Origin of the sequence: Methylocystis sp. IM3 (assembly GCF_038070105.1) — a bacterium.
Classification (GTDB): Bacteria; Pseudomonadota; Alphaproteobacteria; order Rhizobiales; family Beijerinckiaceae; genus Methylocystis.
The window spans coordinates 3,426,931-3,444,250 of sequence record NZ_JBBPBZ010000002.1; the positions used below are offsets into that span (position 1 = coordinate 3,426,931).

Genomic DNA, 17,320 nt, shown 5'->3' on the forward strand with positions numbered 1-17,320 from the left:
CTCCGGAAACGCCCGCGCTCGCGGTTGACATATGGTAGAATTTTTTCACAACGAATGACTAAAAAAAACGCGAGACACCCGTGAGCCACCGTCAAAAATTCATCCTCGCCGGCGTCATGGGCTGGCCCATCGCCCATTCGCGCAGCCCCAGAATCCACAATTACTGGTTTGCGCGCCATTCCATCGAGGGGTGCTACGTTCCGCTGCCCGTGGAGCCGGGACGGCTCGAAACCGCCCTGCGCGCGCTGCCGGCGCTCGGCTTTTCCGGCTGCAACCTCACCATCCCGCACAAGGAAGCCGCGCTCCCCTTTCTCGACGACATCGACCCGGCGGCGCGGCGCATCGGCGCCGTCAACTGCATCGTCGTGGACAAGGCTGGCGCGCTGATCGGCCATAATTATGACGGCTATGGCTTCGTCGCCTCGCTCCGCGAAGCCGCGCCGGAGTGGCAGGCCGACGCCGGCCCCTGCGTCGTCATCGGCGCGGGCGGTGGCGCGCGGGCGATCGTCTCGGGGTTGATCGACGCGGGGGCCCGCGACATCCGCCTCTTCAACCGCACCCGTGCGCGCGCCGATCGGCTGGCGCAGGATTTCGGCGCGCCGGTTTCGGCCCATGACTGGGACGACCGCCACGCTGCGCTCGCCGGCGCGGCGCTGCTCGTCAATACGACGAGCCAGGGCATGGTCGGCCAGGAGCCGCTCGATCTCTCGCTGGCGGCGCTTCCCGCCTCGGCGGTCGTCGCGGACATCGTCTACGCCCCGCTCGAGACGCCGCTGCTCGCGGAGGCCCGCGCCAGAGGCGCAACGCCGGTCGACGGCCTGGGGATGCTGCTGCATCAGGCGCGGCCGGCCTTTCGGGACTGGACGGGCGTCATGCCGGAAGTGACGCCCGAGCTGCGGGCGGCGATCGTCGCAACGCTCTGAAAAAAAGCGCCAGCGGCCCAATGGCCGCCGGCGCCCGCCAAACAGCGAAAATTCTTATCTGCCGCTCAGGCGGCCTTGCGCGCGTCGCAAAGCGGAGCGGCGGCGAAGCTCGCCATGTCCCTGGCGATCTCCATCAACTCCTGCGACTGACGGATGAAGGCCTCGAAGCGTCCGGCCGCAAAGCGCGACTGGAGATCGACCGCTTCCTCGAAGCTTTTCGCCCGGGCCACATGCTCGGCGAATTCGAGGAACGCCGCGGCGTTCTCGGCCCAGAGCTCGAAGGATTTCTTCGTCCAGACCGATGTGTGGAAGTCAAACGAAGCGGAGAAGGACTCGGCGGAGGATTCGGCCGCTTCCTCGATGACCGCGAGCGGAGTCGAGACGATGTCGACAATCTCCGGCTCCGGCAGGGGAGCAGGCGCCGGCTCGGACGCGGATTGCGCAAACGCCGGCTCGGCGGGAATCTCGGCGCGCGCCTCCTCCGGCGCCTCGGCAGGGGCCGCCTGCCCGACGTCGAGGGGGATGCTTTTGTCAGCTCTGCTTTTCGTCGCCATCTTCCCGCTCCTCAAATGTTGCGGATGAATGAAAGTGGGATCAGGACTTCAGAGTCGCGGAGCGCTGGATCGCGGCGCCGAGCTCCTTGGTCTGCTCCTGAATGGCCTCGAACTGCGACTTCACGAACTCGGCCTGAAGCTGAAAAACTTCCTGCGGATCCTTGGCCTTCACGAGCTTCTGCGCAAGATCGAAGGCCGCGTTCACGTTGGCTTCCGCGTACGAGAAGGCCTTGGCGCCGACATCCTTCGCGCCCGGCGGCACGATGGGCAGGTCGGTCGTGGAGGTCAGCGCCTTCTGCGCAGCGCCGGCGAAACCTTCGAAGGCCTTGCGCGCCTGCTCGACGCTCTTCTCCGCGAAATCGCGGACTTCGGTGGGAACCTGATAGATCTGATCAACCATGGAACGTCTCCTTTATTCATGCGTCGGCTGGCGGGTGGGCCAAGCCGTCACGCACACTATGGTCCATTTTTTGCTGCGTTGCAACATTAATTGTGCAATGCAGTATGGAACCTAGAATCGTATCAAAAAAATGACTGTAAAGCAGGCGCCGCCGATGGACCGGGGCGCGGCAAGGGTTTAAGTTTGCGTTAAGCTCAAACTTGAATTCGCTCCGAGAGAAGCGGGTCTGGCGCGAGCGCGTGTTCCCCGTCGCAAAGGCGAGCCAGCGTCATGGGCTCTTCGCAGGCAGAGGTCGAAGCAAGCGTTCTCGCCGCCAGCCGTATCGCGGCCGATCCTGCATTTTCGGCGCTGGACGGGTCCGGCGCGCCCATTCTCGCGGCATGGGGAGATCCGCTCGAGATCGTCCATCTGAATGATTCGGCCCGCGCCATTTTCGGAGCCGACCGCGCGGCGGTGGCCGCGCGCCTGTTTTCGGGCGCCGAGCCCAGCGCCAGGCGGCTCGCCGAACTCGTCGAATCGGTCCGCCGGGGCGCGGCGCTGCGGCTCGAGCGCCTGCGCTTCGATTTCGGCCGGTCGCCGCAGACCGTCACGCTCCTCTGCCGCAAACTCTCGACGCCCGATGCACCTGACTTGCTGGTCCTCGCCGCGCTCGGCGTCCGGCCTGCCGTCGCTCCGGCGCAAGAGGCGGGGGCCCGGTCCGATGCATCGGAGGCCCCGCCCTGCGAGCCGCTCGCGGCGCCGGACGCGGAGCGCGCGCTGCGTGAGCGCCTCATCGGGCGCCACGGCGGCCGCGCGCCCCGCTTCCTGTGGAAGACGGACGCGGCCGGCCGCTTCGTCGACGTGACGCATGTGCTCGCCGATGTCGCAGGCGCCGCGAGGGCCGAGATTATCGGCCGGACGGTCGAGGAGGTCGTTTCGGATTTCGCGCTCGACCCGGCGGTCGCGTCAGCGGTCGCGTCGGAGAAGAGCTGGTCCGGCCTTTCGGTCGATTGGCCGCTCGACGAGGCCACGCGCGCCCCGGTCACGCTCGGCGGCCTGCCGATATCGGACGCAGACCGCCGCTTCGCCGGCTTTCAGGGCTATGGCGTCATTCATCTCGATCGGGCCTTCATTGCAGCCGCCGCCCCGAGGCCCCCGGCGGCGCGGACGCCGGCCGAGTCAAGGCCGGAGTCAGCGCCGGAGCCTTCGCCGGCGCAGGCCTATGCGGCCGACAATGTCGTACCGCTGCGGCCGATCGCCATCCACCGGGAGGAGCCGGAGGCGCAAGTTGACGCCCAGGCCGAATCGCTGTCGCGAATCGAGCGTCTGAATTTCGAGGAAATCGCTCGCGCCCTGAAGGGCGGGGACATGCCGCTGGCCGTGGACGCCGCGCTTGAATCGCTCGCGGAGAGCGGCGCGGCGCCAGCCGACGCGGCGCTGGAGGAGGCCGATCGCGCCGGCGCGCCAGAGGGCGGAGAGATAGGCCCCGCCGGGCCAGTTCCGCCGTCCTCCGTCGCCTCTGGCGTTCTCGATCGCCTGCCGGTTGGCGTATTGATCGCGCGGGGAGCCCGTACGCTCTTCGCCAATCGCACGCTGCTCGATTATCTGGGCTATCCCGACGCCGCCGCCTTCGAGGCCGATGGCGGCCTCGCCCGCATGTTCTTCGGCCGGCCGCCGGGCGACGCTGGCGCGCGGGCCGCGGCGGTGCAGTCGAGCGACGGCGAGGCGCTCGACGTCGACGTGCATCTGCAAAGCGTCGACTGGGATGGCGGCCCGGCGACGCTCGTGACCCTGCGCCGCAACCGAAACCGCCTGCCCGGCCCGGATGAAAGCGCGCTGGCGCTCGCCCGCGAACTCGACGACAAGCTCGCCCGCCTGAGGGCCGACAACAGCCTGCTGCGCGGCATTCTGGAGGCGAGCGGCACCGCCGTCGCCGTGGTGAGCGAGGAGGGCCGCATCGAGAGCGCCACGGGCGCCTTCGCCGCGCTGTTCGAGGGCGAAAAAGGCGCCTTCGACGGCCTGCCGCTCACCTCGCTGTTCTCGCCGGAGGATACGCGCACGCTCGCCGGCGCCTTCTCCCGCGCCGGCGAGACAGGCGCCGCGCTGCGCCTGTCCGAGCGGCTCGGCGGCAGGGTCTTCGAGGCGACGCTGCGCCGTCTCGGCGCCGCGCAAAAACCCTGCCTGACCCTGCGCGAGGACGCGGCGGACGCGCGCGCCGACGCGCTGCGGGCGGCGCGCGACGCGGCGGAGCAGGCGAACGCCGCCAAGTCGGAATTCCTCGCCCGCGTCAGCCACGAGATCCGGACGCCGCTCAACGCCATTCTCGGCTTCGCGGAAGTCATGATGCAGGAGCGGCTCGGGCCGATCGGCTCGGAGCGTTACAAGGAATATGTCCGGGACATGCACGCCTCGGGCGAGCATGTGCTCTCGCTCGTCAACGATCTTCTCGACCTTTCGAAGATCGAGGCGGGCAAGATGGAATTGGAGTTCGACCGGGTGGACGCCAATGGCGTCATCACGGAATGCGCCTCGATCATGCAGACGCAGGCCAACAAGGCGCGCATCGTGATGCGCCTGTCGCTTTCAGACCGCCTGCCGCCAGTGCGCGCTGACGCGCGCTCCTTGAAGCAGATCCTGCTCAATCTTCTCTCCAACGCCGTGAAGTTCAACGAGCCGGGCGGTCAGGTGATCGTCTCGAGCGCGCTCACCGACTCGGGCCATGTCGTCATCCGCGTGAAGGACACCGGCATCGGCATGAGCGAGGAAGAGGTGCAGACGGCGCTGGAGCCCTTCAAACAGGTGCCGATTTCGCACAAGCGGCCCGGCACCGGCCTCGGCCTGCCGCTGACCAAGGCGTTGATCGAGGCCAATCAGGCGAGCTTCACGATCCGAAGCCGCAAGAACGAAGGCACGCTGATCGAGATCGCCTTCCCGCCGCCGCAGGTGCTGGCGGCGGAGTGAGGGAACGCGCCGCCGCGCAGCGTCACTCCAGGATTGCCGCCAACTTCGCCAGCACCTCTTGGACGATATCCGGCGGCGCGCTTTCGAGCTTGCGGCCGGATCGTGACGCAAGGTCGAGCGCACGTGGTTGGTCGCAGCGGACGACGCCGGTCGTCTGCATGCCTTACACCAGCCGGCTCTGCGCCTTCGCCGCCGCGATGAAGCTCGCAAACAACGGATGCGGTTCGAACGGCCGTGACTTCAGCTCCGGGTGATATTGCACGCCGATGAACCAGGGGTGATCCGGGATTTCGACCGTCTCCGGCAGCAGGCCGTCGGGCGAGGTTCCGGCGAAAAGCAAGCCGCAGGCCTCGAGCCTTTCGCGATAGGAGACATTGACCTCGTAGCGATGGCGGTGGCGCTCGGAGATTTGCGTTGCGCCATAAATGCCGGCGATGCGGGAGCCCGGCGCGAGCAGCGCCGGATAGGCGCCGAGGCGCATGGTGCCGCCCAGATTGCCGTCCGCCGCGCGCTTTTCGAGTTCGTTGCCCTTCAGCCATTCGGTCATCAGACCGACGACCGGCTCTGCGCAGGGGCCGAATTCGGTCGAATTGGCCGCGTCAATCCCGGCGAGGGCGCGCGCCGCCTCGATCACCGCCATCTGCATGCCGAAGCAGATGCCGAAATAGGGGACCTTGCGCTCGCGCGCGAAGCGGGCGGCGAGGATCTTGCCCTCGGCTCCGCGCTGGCCGAAGCCGCCCGGCACCATGATGCCGTGCACATGTTCGAGATGCGCGGCCGGATCGCCGCCCTCGAAAATCTCCGCCTCGATCCAGTCGAGGTTGACCTTCACGCGGTTCGCTATGCCGCCATGCGCCAGCGCCTCGATGAGGCTCTTATAGGCGTCCTTCATCTCCGTATATTTGCCGACGACGGCGATCGTCACCTCGCCTTCCGGATTGGCGATGCGCTGCGTGACCGCGCTCCAGCGGCTCATGTCGGGCTTGGGCGCCGGCTCGATGCCAAAGGCCGCGAGCACCTGCGCGTCGAGGCCCGCCGCGTGATAGGCGCGCGGCACGTCGTAGATGTTCGCGGCGTCGCGCGCCTCGATCACCGCCTGCTCGCGGACATTGCAGAAGAGGCCGAGCTTGCGGCGCTCCTCGCGTGGAATCTCGCGGTCGGTGCGGCAGAGCAGAATGTCGGGCTGAATGCCGATGGAGCGCAGCTCCTTCACCGAATGCTGCGTGGGCTTGGTCTTCAGCTCGCCGGCGCTCGGAATGAAGGGCAGCAGCGTCAGGTGAATATAGATGCAGTGGTGCGGCGGCAGGTCGTTCTTGAGCTGGCGGATCGCCTCGAAGAAGGGGAGACCCTCGATGTCGCCCACCGTGCCGCCGATCTCGATCAGCGCGAAATCGACGTTGTCATTGCCCTCGAGCACGAACTCCTTGATGGCGTTCGTCACATGCGGAATGACCTGGATCGTCGCGCCGAGATAGTCGCCGCGCCGCTCCTTGTTGATGATGTCCTGATAAATGCGGCCGGTGGTGACATTGTCCTGCCGGGTCGCCGGGCGGCCGGTGAAGCGCTCGTAATGGCCGAGGTCGAGATCGGTCTCGGCCCCATCGTCGGTGACGAAGACTTCGCCGTGCTGATAGGGGGACATGGTCCCCGGATCGATGTTGAGATAGGGGTCGAGCTTGCGGAGCCGGACGGTATAGCCGCGCGCCTGCAGGAGCGCGCCGAGAACCGCCGACGCGAGACCCTTGCCAAGTGAGGAAACCACGCCGCCGGTGATGAAGATGTAGCGCGCCATGGGGCTTAACGCCTAACGCCTTTCTATGGATTTGGATAGCGTTTAATGCGCCGGAGAAGAACCCTTCCCCAGCGCGTCGCCAAAGGTGTGGAAAGGGAGGGGCCCGCGCTTATTGCGCGGGGGACTTCCACTGGGTCGCCGGCGCGGGCTGAGCGGGGGCCGGCGCTGATTCCGCCTTCGGAGCCTCGGCGGCCGGCGCCTCGGTCTTCGGAGCTTCGCTCTTGGGCGCCTCGGCGGCGGGTGCCGCTTCCGACTTGGGAGCCTCGATCTTGGGCGCCTCGATCACAGGTTGCGCCTGCGGCGCGTCGGCCTTCGGGGCCTCGCCCGCGGGTGCGGGCGCAGCGGCGCCCTGCTGGCGCTTCTGCTGGGCGCGCTGGAGCTGGTCGAAGATCGAATCCTTGCCGGCTTCGGGCGCCTTCTCGCCGGGCTTCAGCTCCTTGAGCTTGATGTCGCCCTGATCGATGGCCTTGGTCCAGTCGTCGCCGCCCTCGGCGTGACGCTGCCAGGCCGGCAGCACGGTCAGGGCGATGCTGGTGATGAAGAAGATCGTCGCGAGAATGCCGGTCGCGCGGGTCAGGGCGTTGGCCTGGCCGCGGCCCGTGAAGACGCCGCTGCCGCCCATGCCGAGCGCGCCGCCCTCGGACTTCTGATACAGCACGAGAACGACGAGCGCCGTCACCACCATCAGGTGGATCGCGATAATGACCTGCTGCATTTTCGACCTTCTTCCCTAGCGGAGCCCCGGCCGAAGCCAAGCTCGACGCCAAATCCCTGCGCGGGCTTCTACACCAAGCGGGACGCGCAAGGAAGGGGCGACGTGGCGACCCTGACGGCGATTGCGACCGGCTCATGAAAAAAGCGGGCCCGCGACGGCCCGCCCTGCGTAAAGCCGCGCGCTGCGACTCAGTAGAGATTGCCGTCCTGGCCCTTCCACTTGCCGCCTTCCTGATCGAAGCGGGTCTCGTCCTTGAATTCGATGACCTTGCCCGGCTCGATATACTGCTTGTCCTTGACCATCTGGTTCTGGATCGTGGTCGAGAAGTAGGTCGTATTGTCCGAGCAGCCGGGCTTCGGCGCGCCGCCCTCCGGCTTGCACTCCAGATTGGCGCCCTTCGGGAAGCGCACACTGGCGGTGAAATAGAACTCGTAGCCGGCGTGGCCCGCGCCCTCGACGTCGAGCGGCCAGAACCGCGTGACGTCGAACTTGTCGATCACGGCGTTCTCGTCGAACTTCTTCTTGATCAGGTTTTCGAAAACCTTGCGCGCGTCTTCGGGCTTCGGCTCGCAGTTGATGAGGCAGAAGGCCTTGGCGGGCGCCGCTCCGGCAAGGGCTGCGAACATGGCCAGCGCGCCGATCTTGAGAATATTCATGGTTGCAGCGTCTCCTCTTGGAATTGCGCGCGATCCCGGCTCTTTTCGCGGCCGCGACTCGGAGCCCGCAATTTCCTTGTTCCTTGACATTTTTCAAGCTGCACGGCTTCGCCGTTTCGAGCAAGGGAAAGGAGCCGCGCGAATTGTCGCACGGCCGCAGGCGCCGGGCGCCCGCGATGTTGCGCGGGGCGACCCGCCGCTCTATTGACGCTTTTGACTTTTCCCGCACGCAAAAAAGAGGGTTTCATGTCCGCCTACAAGATCCTGCTCCTGCCCGGCGACGGCATCGGTCCGGAAATCTCCGCCGAAGCCGAGAAGGTGATCGACTTCCTGGGTCGGGCGGGCGTCGCCAAATTCGAAATCGAGCGCGGCCTGGTCGGCGGCGCCGCCTATGACGCGCATGGCGTCGCGATCAGCGAAGGCGACATGAAGCTCGCGCAGGCGGCGGACGCCGTGCTGCTCGCCGCCGTCGGCGGGCCGAAATGGGACGGCGTGCCCTATGACAAGCGTCCGGAGGCCGGACTCCTGCGTCTGCGCAAGGACCTCGCCCTCTTCGCCAATCTGCGTCCGGCGATCTGCTATCCGGCGCTCGCCGACGCGTCGTCGCTCAAGCGCGACCTCGTCGATGGCCTCGACATCATGATCGTGCGCGAACTGACGGGCGGCGTCTATTTCGGCGAGCCGAAGGAAATCGTCACGCTCGAAAACGGCGAGAAGCGCGCCGTCGACACGCAGGTCTATACGACCCATGAGATCGAGCGCATCGGCCGCGTCGCCTTCGAGCTCGCGCGCAAGCGCCGCAACAAGGTCACCTCGTCCGAGAAGGCGAATGTCATGCGTTCGGGCTATCTGTGGCGCGAGGTGATCACCGCCCTGCACAAGCGCGAATACGCCGACGTTCAGCTCGAGCACATGCTCGCCGACGCGCTCGCCATGCAGCTCGTGCGCTGGCCCAAGCAGTTCGACGTGGTGGTGACCGACAATCTCTTCGGCGACATGCTGTCGGACGAAGCCGCCATGCTCACCGGCTCGCTCGGCATGTTGCCCTCCGCCTCGCTCGGCGCGGCCGACGCGAATGGCAAGCGCAAGGCAATGTACGAGCCCTGCCACGGCTCGGCGCCGGACATCGCCGGCAAGGGGGTCGCCAATCCGATCGCCATGATCGGCTCGCTCGGCATGGCGATGCGCTATTCCTTCGACAACGCCAAGGCCGCCGACGCCATCGACGCCGCCATCTCCGGCGTGCTGGAGAAGGGCCTGCGCACCGCCGACATCAAGGGCGACGCGCCCTCTTTCATCTCGACGCGAGAGATGGGCGACGCCATCGTCGCGGAGCTGAAGACCATTCTGGGATAGTCGGCGCGGCGAGGCCGGGCGCGTCCCGGCCAGCCATCTTCAGGCGTTCGCCGCGAGGCCGGCGAGCGCCTGTTCTATCTTCGGCCCGAGCGTCTTCTCGCGGAAGCCCAGAAGATTGCGCGCCTTGTCGAGGAGGCCGTTGCGTCCGGCGACCACGCAATCGACGCGCGTTTGCGCGCCCTCGGAGACGAGCGAGACGGTCGCGAGGCTCTCGGCGCCGCCGTTCATGAGCTTCAGGACGACCCGCGCGCCCGGCTCGGCCTCGACGAGCGCGGCGGCGCCGAGCGGCGTCCAGGCGGCGGGATCGGCGGCGCGCGCGAAGACCCGGCGCGCATCAGCGGCGACGGAAACCCTGCGCCGGACGGCGTAGCGGTCCGGCTGCATGATGAGCGCGGCGGCGAGCGCCGCAAGGGCGAAATAGAGCAGAACGAGCGCGACGCCGGCCATGGCCGCCTCCTTCGGATCAGGCCTCCCGGCGAAACCTAGCGCGCCCGCTGGCGCCTGCCACTGTGTCGCCCCGCCGGCATGCTCCCGTAAGGGTGTCAGCGGGGCGCGATCGCTCTAGGATGAGGTCATGACTCGCGCCGCCAGAACCATCGATCTCAACGCCGATCTGGGAGAGGGCTTCGGCCCCTGGCGCATGGGCGACGACGCGGCCATGCTTAGCATCGTCACGAGCGCCAATGTCGCCTGCGGCTTTCACGCGGGCGACCCCGACATCATGGCGAAGACCTTTGCGCTCGCATGCGAGAAAGGCGTCGCGGTCGGCGCCCATGTGGCCTTCCCCGACCTCGTCGGCTTCGGGCGCCGGCCCCTGCCCATGACGGCGGCGGAAATCGAACGCGCCGTCGCCTATCAGATCGGCGCGGCCATGGGGCTCGCGGCGCTCGCGGGCGTCCGCATCGCCTATGTGAAGGCGCATGGCGCGCTCGCGAATATTGCGGAGAAAAGCGTCGAGGTCGCCGACGCGCTGGCGCGGGCGACGCGCGCCGTCGATCGCTCCCTCATCCTGCTCGCCATCGCGCTGTCCGAACAGGCGCCCGCCGGCGAGCGCGCGGGGTTGAGGGTCGCCCACGAGATTTTCGCCGACCGCGCCTATGTGGACGACGGCGGGCTTCAGCCGCGCCGCGAGCCGGGGGCCGTGCTGACGGACCCCGACGCGGCGCTGGCGCGGGTCCGCGTCATGCTGGCCGAGGGAGCCCTCGTCACCATTTCCGGAAAGCGCCTGCCGACGCCGATCGACTCGATCTGTGTGCATGGCGATACGGCCCATGCGGTCGAGATGGCGCGGCGCCTGCGCGCGGGGCTGGAAGCGGATGGTTATGCGCTCGCGGCCTTCGCGGGGCCGTGAGATGGATCGGCCCCGCTATCTCGATCAGGGCGAAACGGCGCTCACGGTCGAATTCGGCGACGCCGTCGATCCCGAGGTCAACGCCCGCGTGCTCGCCCTCGAGGAGGCTTTTCGCGACGCGCCGCCCCCCGGCGTGCGGGAGACGACGCCGACCTATCGCTCGCTGCTCGTCCATTATGAGCCGCTCGAGATTTCGCGCGCCGCGCTGATCGGCTGGATCGACGCGCGCCTCTCCGCCATCGGGACGGCGCGACGCCCGAAAGGCGAGGGCCTGGGCTGGATCGTTCCCTGCTGCTACGACCCCGCGCTCGCCGAGGACATTTGCGAGGCGGCGGCGCTGCTCGGCCTCTCGGCGCCGGCGCTGGCCGCCGCCCATGCCGGCGCCCGCTACCGCGCCTATATGTATGGCTTCGCGCCAGGCTGGTGCTATCTCGGCGGCCTGCCCGACGCGCTCGCCTTGCCGCGCCGCCTGGCGCCGCGCGGGGCGACGCCGCCGGGCGCCGTGCTGATCGGCGGCGGCCTGTCTCTCATCGGCGCCGATCCCATGCTGACCGGCTGGTATGTCGTCGGCCGCACGCCGGAACGGCTGTTTTCCTTGCGGCGAGACCCGCCCTTTCTGGCCGCGCCAGGCGACGCGATCCGCTTCGAGCCCGTTGACGCGGCGACCTTCGCCGCGCTCGACGCGCGCGCGGCAGCTGGCGAGACGATCGCCCGGCGCGAGGCCTCTCCATGAAGGCGCGGCTCCTCGTCCATGCCGCGGGCCCGAGCGTCACGGTGCAGGACGCCGGCCGCTTCGGCTATTCGCGCTTCGGCGTGACGCCGGCGGGGCCGATGGATCCGCCGGCCTTTCTGACCGCGACGCGCGCCGTGGCGGCGGCGACGGCGCTCGAAGTCTCTCTCGGCGGCGTCGAGTTCGAGGCGGAGGGCGCGACGCTCGCCGTCGCGGTCGCGGGCGGCGGCTTCGATGTCAGGCTCGACGGCATGAGGCTCCCCGCCGCGACGCTGTTCCCGCTCGCCCCCGGCGCGCGGCTGTCGATCCGCGCCGGGACCGGCGGCGCGTGGTGCTATGTCGCCGTCGGCGCGCGCATCGACCTTCCCCTCGCGCTCGGCTCGCGCGCGACGCATGCGCGTTCGGGGATCGGACCCAAGCCCCTTTCGGCCGGCGACGCGCTGCCGTTCTCCGATATCGCGCCCGCCCCGGCTGCTCCGCAGCGGCTCGTTGCGCCCTGGCTGACGGGCGGCGACGCGCCGATCCGCGTGATGCTCGGGCCGCAGGACGATTATTTCCCCCAAGCCTCGATAGAGGCCCTGCTCGGGGCCGAGTGGCGGGTCGGCGCCCGCAGCGACCGCATGGCCTATGCGCTGGAGGGGCCTCGACTGGCCCATGCGCGCGGCCACGACATCGTCTCGGACGGCGCCGCCATGGGGGCCATACAGGTTCCGGGCTCCGGCGCGCCCTTCGTGCTGATGGCCGACCGCCAGCCGACCGGCGGCTATCCCAAGATCGCGACCGTCATCGGGGCGGATCTCGGCCGCATGGCGCAGCGTCGGCCGGGCGAGACGCTGCGGTTTCGCGCGGTCGACTGGGCGGCGGCGGTCGCGGCGCGGGCCGCGCTGAAAAAGGAAATGGCGGCGGGGGCGCTTGTGACGCCCCTCGCCGCCGAACTCTCCGCCGAGATGCTTCTGGCCGAAAATCTCATCGGCGGCGTGGTGAGCGCGCGGGATTAGGCCCCCTCGGGGGCGCCTCCCTTACTCCGCCGGCTCCTCGATTTTTGCCAGCACGGGCGCCTCCTCGACGGGCGCGGGAGCATGAGGGTCGTTTCGGCGCTTCCACCACTTCCACAGCATCATCCACCAGGGATCGCCGACATGGAGATGATAGCGCAGCGGCGTCTTGATGATCGCGAGCACCAGGCCGATCGAGAACAGGCACCAGACCGCCGGCCATTCATTGATGTTGTTCGTCGTGAGCCCGGCGAGCAGCGGCCCGGCGACCCAGGAGAAGAGGATGAAGCGCCAGCTGCCGTAGAGCGTCGGAATGTAGAAGGCCATCAGCGGATAGCTGATGAAACCGCGGCCCAGCCAGGAATCGCCCGCCATGCTGTTGCCGATGCCGTTCGACGGCACCAGCCAGGCGATGTGCCATTCGCCCTTCACCGTGCAGAGCACGTCGCCGCAGAGCGGTCGGCCGAGCGCGCAATGGCCCGCCCAGTTGAAGGGATAGAGCTGGAGAAGCATGACGATCGCGGCCACGAAACAGCCGAAGAAGGCCCAGGGCGCGATGATGCGCGCGCTGTCCTTGGGCATGAAATAGAGCGCGACCGCATTGATGAAGAAGGGCTGAAAGGCGATGTGCAGATAACCGAATATGGTCATCAGCTGATTGAGCGGCGAGTCGCATTGGTTGAGCACCGAATAGGCGACCGCCTGGAGCGACTCCATGCTCGCAAAATAGAGAAGGCAGACCCAGAGCGCCATCGGCTCCGGGTTCTTCTTGAGAGCGGAGTAGGCCGCGCCGGCAATGCCCGTGGCCGCCAAAACAGTCGAAGCTTCCCCGCTCCAGCACATCTCTCTCGTTTCCCCTCTTGTTCGTTATGCGCCCCGATACACCATCCGGCGACGGGCAAAAAGCCCCGCTCGCGAACGGGAAAGCGACGCCGCGCGAGGCGCTGTCACGGTTCGGGAATCTCACCCGGCGCGGCGAGTTCGAAATGCGCGAATTCGAAGCCCGGCGCGACCGTGCAGCCCACGAGCGTCCAGTCGCCGAGGCTTCTCGCCGCCTGCCAGACGCCCGCCGGAACGATCCCCTGAGGGCGCTCGCCGGCGAAAAGATCGGCGCCGAGCCGCAGGACCGTGCGGCGGCCCTCGTCGTATAGCGAGAGTTCCAGCGGCGCGCCAGCGTGCCAATGCCAGACTTCCGCCGCGTCCACCCGGTGCCAGGCGGAGACCTGCCCGGCGGGCAGGAGGTAATAGATGGCGGTCGAGGCGGCGCGTCCGCCTGTTCCCTTGGGGTCGCGGAAGGTCTCGCGGTAAAAGCCCCCCTCGGGATGCGGGGCGAGATCGAGAAGGCGCGCGACCTCCTGCGCCGTAAGGAGGGCCGCGCTCATCCGGCGAAGCTGTTCTTGCGCGCGCGCATCTCGGCGAAGACGGCGAAGGGATTGGCGTCCTCCATGCCCATCGCCTCCTTCACCTTGGGGTCCTCGACGCGCAGGAAGGGGTTGGTGGCGTTTTCGAGCGCGATGGTGGTCGGAAGGGTGAATTTCCCCTCGGCGCGCAGTTCCGCCACCCGCTCGACCCGATCGCGCAGCACCGGATTCTCGGGATCGACGGTGAGCGCGAAGCGCCCGTTGGCCTGCGTATATTCGTGCCCGCAATAGATCAGCGTCTCGCGCGGCAGATTGGCGAGCGTCTCGAGCGAGAGACGCATCTCGTCGGTCGTGCCCTCGAAGACGCGCCCGCAGCCGAGCGAGAAGAGCGTGTCGCCGACGAAGACCGCTTCGCCCTCCGGAAAGTAGTAGGCGACATGGCCGGTCGTATGGCCTGGCGTCGCGATGACCCTGGCGCGGGCGGCGCCCACCGAAATCTCGTCGCCGTCGGACACTGCGCGGTCGAGCGACGGCAGGCGGCCGGCGTCCGCGGCCGCCCCGATGATTTCCATCTGGGGGAACCGCTTCTTCAGCGTTTCCGCGCCCTGGATGTGGTCGGCGTGATGGTGGGTGATCAGGAGATGGGTGAGCGGCCAGCCGCGCCGCTCCGCCTCCGCCGCAATGGCGTCGCCGTCGGGGGCGTCGACGCTCGCGGTCGCGCCGGTCCTGGAATCATGAACAAGGAGCCCGAAATTATCGTTCAGGCAAATGAACTGCGCCACCTCTATGGACATTCCTGTCTCCACATGATCGGCCCGCATCATAGCGAAGGCGCGCGAAAATGCGACCAGGTTGAGCCTTGCCACGGGAAGCGAATAAGAAGATGATCCGCCGCATGGCCCCCGACGTCGTTGAACTGAGAGCTTTTTACGAGACCGCGCTCGGTGAGGTGGCGCGTCGCGTCGTGGGCCGGCTGCTGCGCGCCCGCTGGGAGGACCATGCCGGGCTGCGCGTGTTGGGACTGGGCTATCCGACGCCCTATCTGGACGGATTTCGCGAGAAGGCGCAGCGCGTTCTGGCCTTCATGCCGGCGACCCAGGGCGTCGTGCACTGGCCGCTTGACGGACGATCCGCCACGGCGCTGGTCGAGGCCTCCATGATGCCTCTGCCCGACGCCTGCATCGACCGGCTGCTGCTGGTGCACGCGCTGGAGGTGGAGGAGCATCCACAGGATCTCCTCGAGGAGGTCTGGCGCATCCTCGCCCCGGGCGGGCGCGTGGTGATCGTCGCGCCGAGCCGCACCGGATTGTGGGCGCGCCTCGACACCACGCCTTTCGGCCACGGCCACCCCTATTCGCGCGGACAGTTGCAGACGCTTCTTCAGGAGGCGCAGTTCCTGCCCGTCTTCTGGGGCGAGGCGCTCTATGTGCCGCCCTTCCAGCGGGTGACGCTGCTGCGCTCGGCGCCCGCCTTCGAGCGCATCGCCGGGCGCTTCTCGCTCCCCGGCGGCGGGGTCCATGTGGTCGAGGCGATGAAGCAGCTCTACCGGCCGGTGCTGCGCCGGGCCGTGCGGCGCGCGCCCGTCGTGGCCGAGCCGGCGCTGGAGCCCGTGCTGGAGCCCGAGGGCGCCGAGCCGGCGTGAGGCGCGCGCCTACCGCCGCCCGTCATCCACCTTGACGCCGAAGGATTGCGCCAGAAACAGCGCGCCATGAAGCAGCCCGACGTTGTCGATGCCATGGCCGAGCCCGGCCGACAGATGCCACTGCGTCGGCACGCCCATGTCGGCGAGCGAATTGGCGGAAAGCAGCAGCGCCTCGGCGGGGATGAGATCGTCGGCGTCGCCATGGACCAGCAGCACGGCGGGCGGGGGATTTTGCGCCAGCCGCGTCGAGCCCGGCGCGTCCTCGCCGGTGACGTGGATGCCGGAGTAGCCGAGAATGGCGCGCGGCGGCGTGGGCCGGCGCAGGCCCGTGTGGAGGGCCATCATCGTCCCCTGGCTGAAGCCGACGAGGGCGAGCGACCGCTCGTCGAGACCACGTCTCGCCAGTTCCCTGTCGAGGAAGGCGTCGAGCGTGGGGCGGGCGGCGTTGACGCCCTGCCAACGCTCGTCGGGGTTGCGCGTGAAGAGCGGGAACCACTGTCGCCCCATGGGCGACATGGCGCATCTCTCGGGCGCGTGCGGCGCGACGAAATCGGCGTCGGGCAGAAAGTCCCGCCACTGCCTGCCGATCTCGATGAGGTCGTCGCCGTCGGCGCCGAAGCCGTGGAGAAACACCACAAGCTGCGACGCCTTTCCGGATTTCGCCGCCGCCCTTGGCCCGTCGATTTCAACCATGCGCATGTTCCCCTTCCGCCAGTCCTGGAAAGGCCGCGGACCGAAGCGTTCGTGACGCCCTAGCTCTCGGGGGTTGGCGCGCAGAGGTCAAGAGGGCGACGCCGGCGCAGAGCCGGCCGGGACCATCTTTCGGATGCGTCAGAACGAGGTCTGGAGCGCGAAACGGAGAATCTTGAAGGCGAAGATGAAAGCGCCGGCCAGAGTGCCGTGTTTCACCATGGTCATCGCGATAAAAATGTGGTCCGGCCTCATCATCTTGGTAACCTTTCGAAAGGTCGCGCGAAATCGTCGCGGCGCGTCGCATCGTCGCGTTGGGGGGTAGAGACATTTTTTCAGGTTCAGGGCGCCTGCGTCTCGGTCAGACCCTTGCGAAAGGCGCGCCATACCGCCTTCGTTCGACTGAGCGATTTCGTCGCACCATTCGGCGACCGCGCTCCATCTCGAAACCTGGCGTCGAGGTAGCTTCGGTAAGTTTCTTTTGCAAGCGAGAGCCTTCGGATTCGGGCCTTTCGCGACAATATGTCACTTCGCGACGCGGGCGCGTCGCGAACGCCGAAGGAGGCTTTTCCTACATGCCCAAACTGCTGATCGTCATTGGTCTGGCGCTTGTCGCGCTCGGCCTTTTATGGCCGCTTGCGGAACGCGCCGGACTTGGACGTTTGCCCGGAGACATTGTTTTCGAGCGCGGCAATTTACGCGTCTATATTCCGCTTGCGACGTCGCTTCTCGTCAGCCTCGCTTTGAGCGCGATCTTCTGGCTGCTCAATCGCTGACGCTGGTTCGGGCGGCGCAACGCTTGGCGTCTTTTGACGCGCAGGCCAGGAACAACCCTCGACGCCTCTGGTTGATCGATTACGCGAAATGACAGGGGCGGCAAAGGCCGAGGGAGTCGACATGCAGATCTTCAGACGCAATCGTGAACGTGACATGGGCGACATCCGCGGCGTCGTCGCCCAACAGGCGTCGACGGCGGCCGGTCAGGCTCAGCGCATGATGGAAGAGGGCGTGGACCAGGCCAATCGCGCGCTCGCGACCGCGCGGGAGCAGGGCGCACAGGTTGCGGAAAACGCCGGTGAAGCCATGCAGGAGTGGCGCTCGACACTCGAATCCGCCGTGCGCGCGCAGCCGATCACGGCGCTCGCGCTCGCGGCCGTCGCAGGCCTCGCCATCGGCGCCCTCTGGCGGACCGGAGAAAAATAGGTCATCGGGCGA

At 67.9% G+C, this 17,320-nt stretch carries 20 protein-coding genes; 9 read left to right on the forward strand and 11 right to left on the reverse strand.

Annotation, left to right across the window (positions count from 1 at the left end; all coding sequences use genetic code 11):
* The first annotated feature begins 80 nt into the window (after window positions 1-80).
* Complete coding sequence (locus WOC76_RS18715) at window positions 81-923, forward strand: shikimate dehydrogenase (protein ID WP_341104637.1); 843 nt, start codon at window positions 81-83, stop codon at window positions 921-923.
* 65 nt (window positions 924-988) lie between these two features.
* Here the strand turns inward: WOC76_RS18715 and WOC76_RS18720 are convergent, their stop codons facing one another.
* Both WOC76_RS18720 and WOC76_RS18725 read right to left on the reverse strand, forming a co-directional pair.
* Window positions 989-1,477: a phasin family protein gene (locus tag WOC76_RS18720; protein WP_341104636.1), complete on the reverse strand. Its 489-nt coding sequence runs from the start codon at window positions 1,475-1,477 to the stop codon at window positions 989-991.
* Between the two features lie 40 nt (window positions 1,478-1,517).
* Window positions 1,518-1,877, reverse strand: a complete 360-nt coding sequence (locus WOC76_RS18725; protein ID WP_341104634.1) for a phasin — start codon at window positions 1,875-1,877, stop codon at window positions 1,518-1,520.
* A gap of 270 nt (window positions 1,878-2,147) precedes the next feature.
* On the opposite strand from WOC76_RS18725, the gene WOC76_RS18730 reads away from it, so the two are divergent.
* Window positions 2,148-4,817: a PAS domain-containing sensor histidine kinase gene (locus WOC76_RS18730; RefSeq protein ID WP_341104633.1), complete on the forward strand. Its 2,670-nt coding sequence runs from the start codon at window positions 2,148-2,150 to the stop codon at window positions 4,815-4,817.
* A 22-nt stretch (window positions 4,818-4,839) separates the two neighbouring features.
* Here WOC76_RS18730 and WOC76_RS18735 read toward each other — a convergent pair whose 3' ends face one another.
* From WOC76_RS18735 to WOC76_RS18750, 4 genes are all read right to left on the reverse strand, one after another.
* Window positions 4,840-4,977: a type II toxin-antitoxin system PemK/MazF family toxin gene (locus WOC76_RS18735; RefSeq protein WP_445730604.1), complete on the reverse strand. Its 138-nt coding sequence runs from the start codon at window positions 4,975-4,977 to the stop codon at window positions 4,840-4,842.
* A 3-nt stretch (window positions 4,978-4,980) separates the two neighbouring features.
* Window positions 4,981-6,609: a CTP synthase gene (locus WOC76_RS18740; protein WP_341104631.1), complete on the reverse strand. Its 1,629-nt coding sequence runs from the start codon at window positions 6,607-6,609 to the stop codon at window positions 4,981-4,983.
* Window positions 6,610-6,718: 109 nt separating this feature from the next.
* On the reverse strand, window positions 6,719-7,324 hold the full coding sequence (secG, locus tag WOC76_RS18745) for a preprotein translocase subunit SecG (protein ID WP_341104629.1): 606 nt from the start codon (window positions 7,322-7,324) through the stop codon (window positions 6,719-6,721).
* 188 nt (window positions 7,325-7,512) lie between these two features.
* Window positions 7,513-7,980: a hypothetical protein gene (locus WOC76_RS18750; RefSeq protein WP_341104628.1), complete on the reverse strand. Its 468-nt coding sequence runs from the start codon at window positions 7,978-7,980 to the stop codon at window positions 7,513-7,515.
* A gap of 246 nt (window positions 7,981-8,226) precedes the next feature.
* On the opposite strand from WOC76_RS18750, the gene leuB reads away from it, so the two are divergent.
* The gene (leuB, locus tag WOC76_RS18755) at window positions 8,227-9,336 is read left to right on the forward strand and encodes a 3-isopropylmalate dehydrogenase (RefSeq protein WP_341104627.1); all 1,110 of its coding nucleotides are present in this window, start codon (window positions 8,227-8,229) and stop codon (window positions 9,334-9,336) included.
* Between the two features lie 39 nt (window positions 9,337-9,375).
* Here the strand turns inward: leuB and WOC76_RS18760 are convergent, their stop codons facing one another.
* The gene (locus tag WOC76_RS18760) at window positions 9,376-9,783 is read right to left on the reverse strand and encodes a hypothetical protein (RefSeq protein WP_341104626.1); all 408 of its coding nucleotides are present in this window, start codon (window positions 9,781-9,783) and stop codon (window positions 9,376-9,378) included.
* Window positions 9,784-9,910: 127 nt separating this feature from the next.
* Here WOC76_RS18760 and WOC76_RS18765 point away from each other — a divergent pair, with 127 nt between their 5' ends.
* The 3 genes from WOC76_RS18765 to WOC76_RS18775 are packed head-to-tail and all read left to right on the forward strand — an operon-like array spanning window position 9,911 to window position 12,415.
* Complete coding sequence (locus WOC76_RS18765; protein ID WP_341104625.1) at window positions 9,911-10,687, forward strand: LamB/YcsF family protein; 777 nt, start codon at window positions 9,911-9,913, stop codon at window positions 10,685-10,687.
* A gap of 1 nt (window position 10,688) precedes the next feature.
* Window positions 10,689-11,420 carry a 5-oxoprolinase subunit B family protein gene (locus tag WOC76_RS18770; protein WP_341104624.1) on the forward strand — a complete coding sequence of 244 codons (732 nt, stop codon included), beginning with the start codon at window positions 10,689-10,691 and terminating at the stop codon, window positions 11,418-11,420.
* Window positions 11,417-12,415, forward strand: a complete 999-nt coding sequence (locus WOC76_RS18775) for a 5-oxoprolinase subunit C family protein (RefSeq protein WP_341104623.1) — start codon at window positions 11,417-11,419, stop codon at window positions 12,413-12,415. The genes WOC76_RS18770 and WOC76_RS18775 overlap by 4 nt, the downstream gene beginning before the upstream one ends.
* Window positions 12,416-12,436: 21 nt before the next feature.
* Here the strand turns inward: WOC76_RS18775 and WOC76_RS18780 are convergent, their stop codons facing one another.
* The 3 genes from WOC76_RS18780 to gloB all read right to left on the reverse strand — a co-directional run bounded on the left by WOC76_RS18780 (window position 12,437) and on the right by gloB (window position 14,567).
* Window positions 12,437-13,255: a DUF5765 domain-containing protein gene (locus WOC76_RS18780; RefSeq protein WP_341104621.1), complete on the reverse strand. Its 819-nt coding sequence runs from the start codon at window positions 13,253-13,255 to the stop codon at window positions 12,437-12,439.
* A 104-nt stretch (window positions 13,256-13,359) separates the two neighbouring features.
* A complete protein-coding gene (locus WOC76_RS18785; RefSeq protein ID WP_341389345.1) occupies window positions 13,360-13,794 on the reverse strand; it encodes a cupin domain-containing protein in 435 nt (144 codons plus the stop codon).
* A complete protein-coding gene (gloB, locus tag WOC76_RS18790; protein ID WP_341104620.1) occupies window positions 13,791-14,567 on the reverse strand; it encodes a hydroxyacylglutathione hydrolase in 777 nt (258 codons plus the stop codon). The genes WOC76_RS18785 and gloB overlap by 4 nt, the downstream gene beginning before the upstream one ends.
* Before the next feature lie 101 nt (window positions 14,568-14,668).
* Here gloB and WOC76_RS18795 point away from each other — a divergent pair, with 101 nt between their 5' ends.
* Window positions 14,669-15,415, forward strand: coding sequence for a class I SAM-dependent methyltransferase (locus WOC76_RS18795; protein WP_341108722.1), 747 nt, complete (start codon window positions 14,669-14,671; stop codon window positions 15,413-15,415).
* Between the two features lie 9 nt (window positions 15,416-15,424).
* Here the strand turns inward: WOC76_RS18795 and WOC76_RS18800 are convergent, their stop codons facing one another.
* Window positions 15,425-16,108: an alpha/beta hydrolase gene (locus WOC76_RS18800; RefSeq protein ID WP_341108721.1), complete on the reverse strand. Its 684-nt coding sequence runs from the start codon at window positions 16,106-16,108 to the stop codon at window positions 15,425-15,427.
* A 572-nt stretch (window positions 16,109-16,680) separates the two neighbouring features.
* Between WOC76_RS18800 and WOC76_RS18805 the strand changes: the two genes are divergently transcribed.
* Both WOC76_RS18805 and WOC76_RS18810 read left to right on the forward strand, forming a co-directional pair.
* Window positions 16,681-16,881 (forward strand): DUF2905 domain-containing protein, encoded by a 201-nt coding sequence (locus WOC76_RS18805; protein WP_341104618.1) that lies wholly within the window; start codon window positions 16,681-16,683, stop codon window positions 16,879-16,881.
* A 121-nt stretch (window positions 16,882-17,002) separates the two neighbouring features.
* Entirely contained in the window at window positions 17,003-17,308 is a 306-nt protein-coding gene (locus WOC76_RS18810; protein ID WP_341104617.1) for a hypothetical protein, read from the forward strand.
* The last annotated feature ends 12 nt before the right edge of the window (window positions 17,309-17,320 follow it).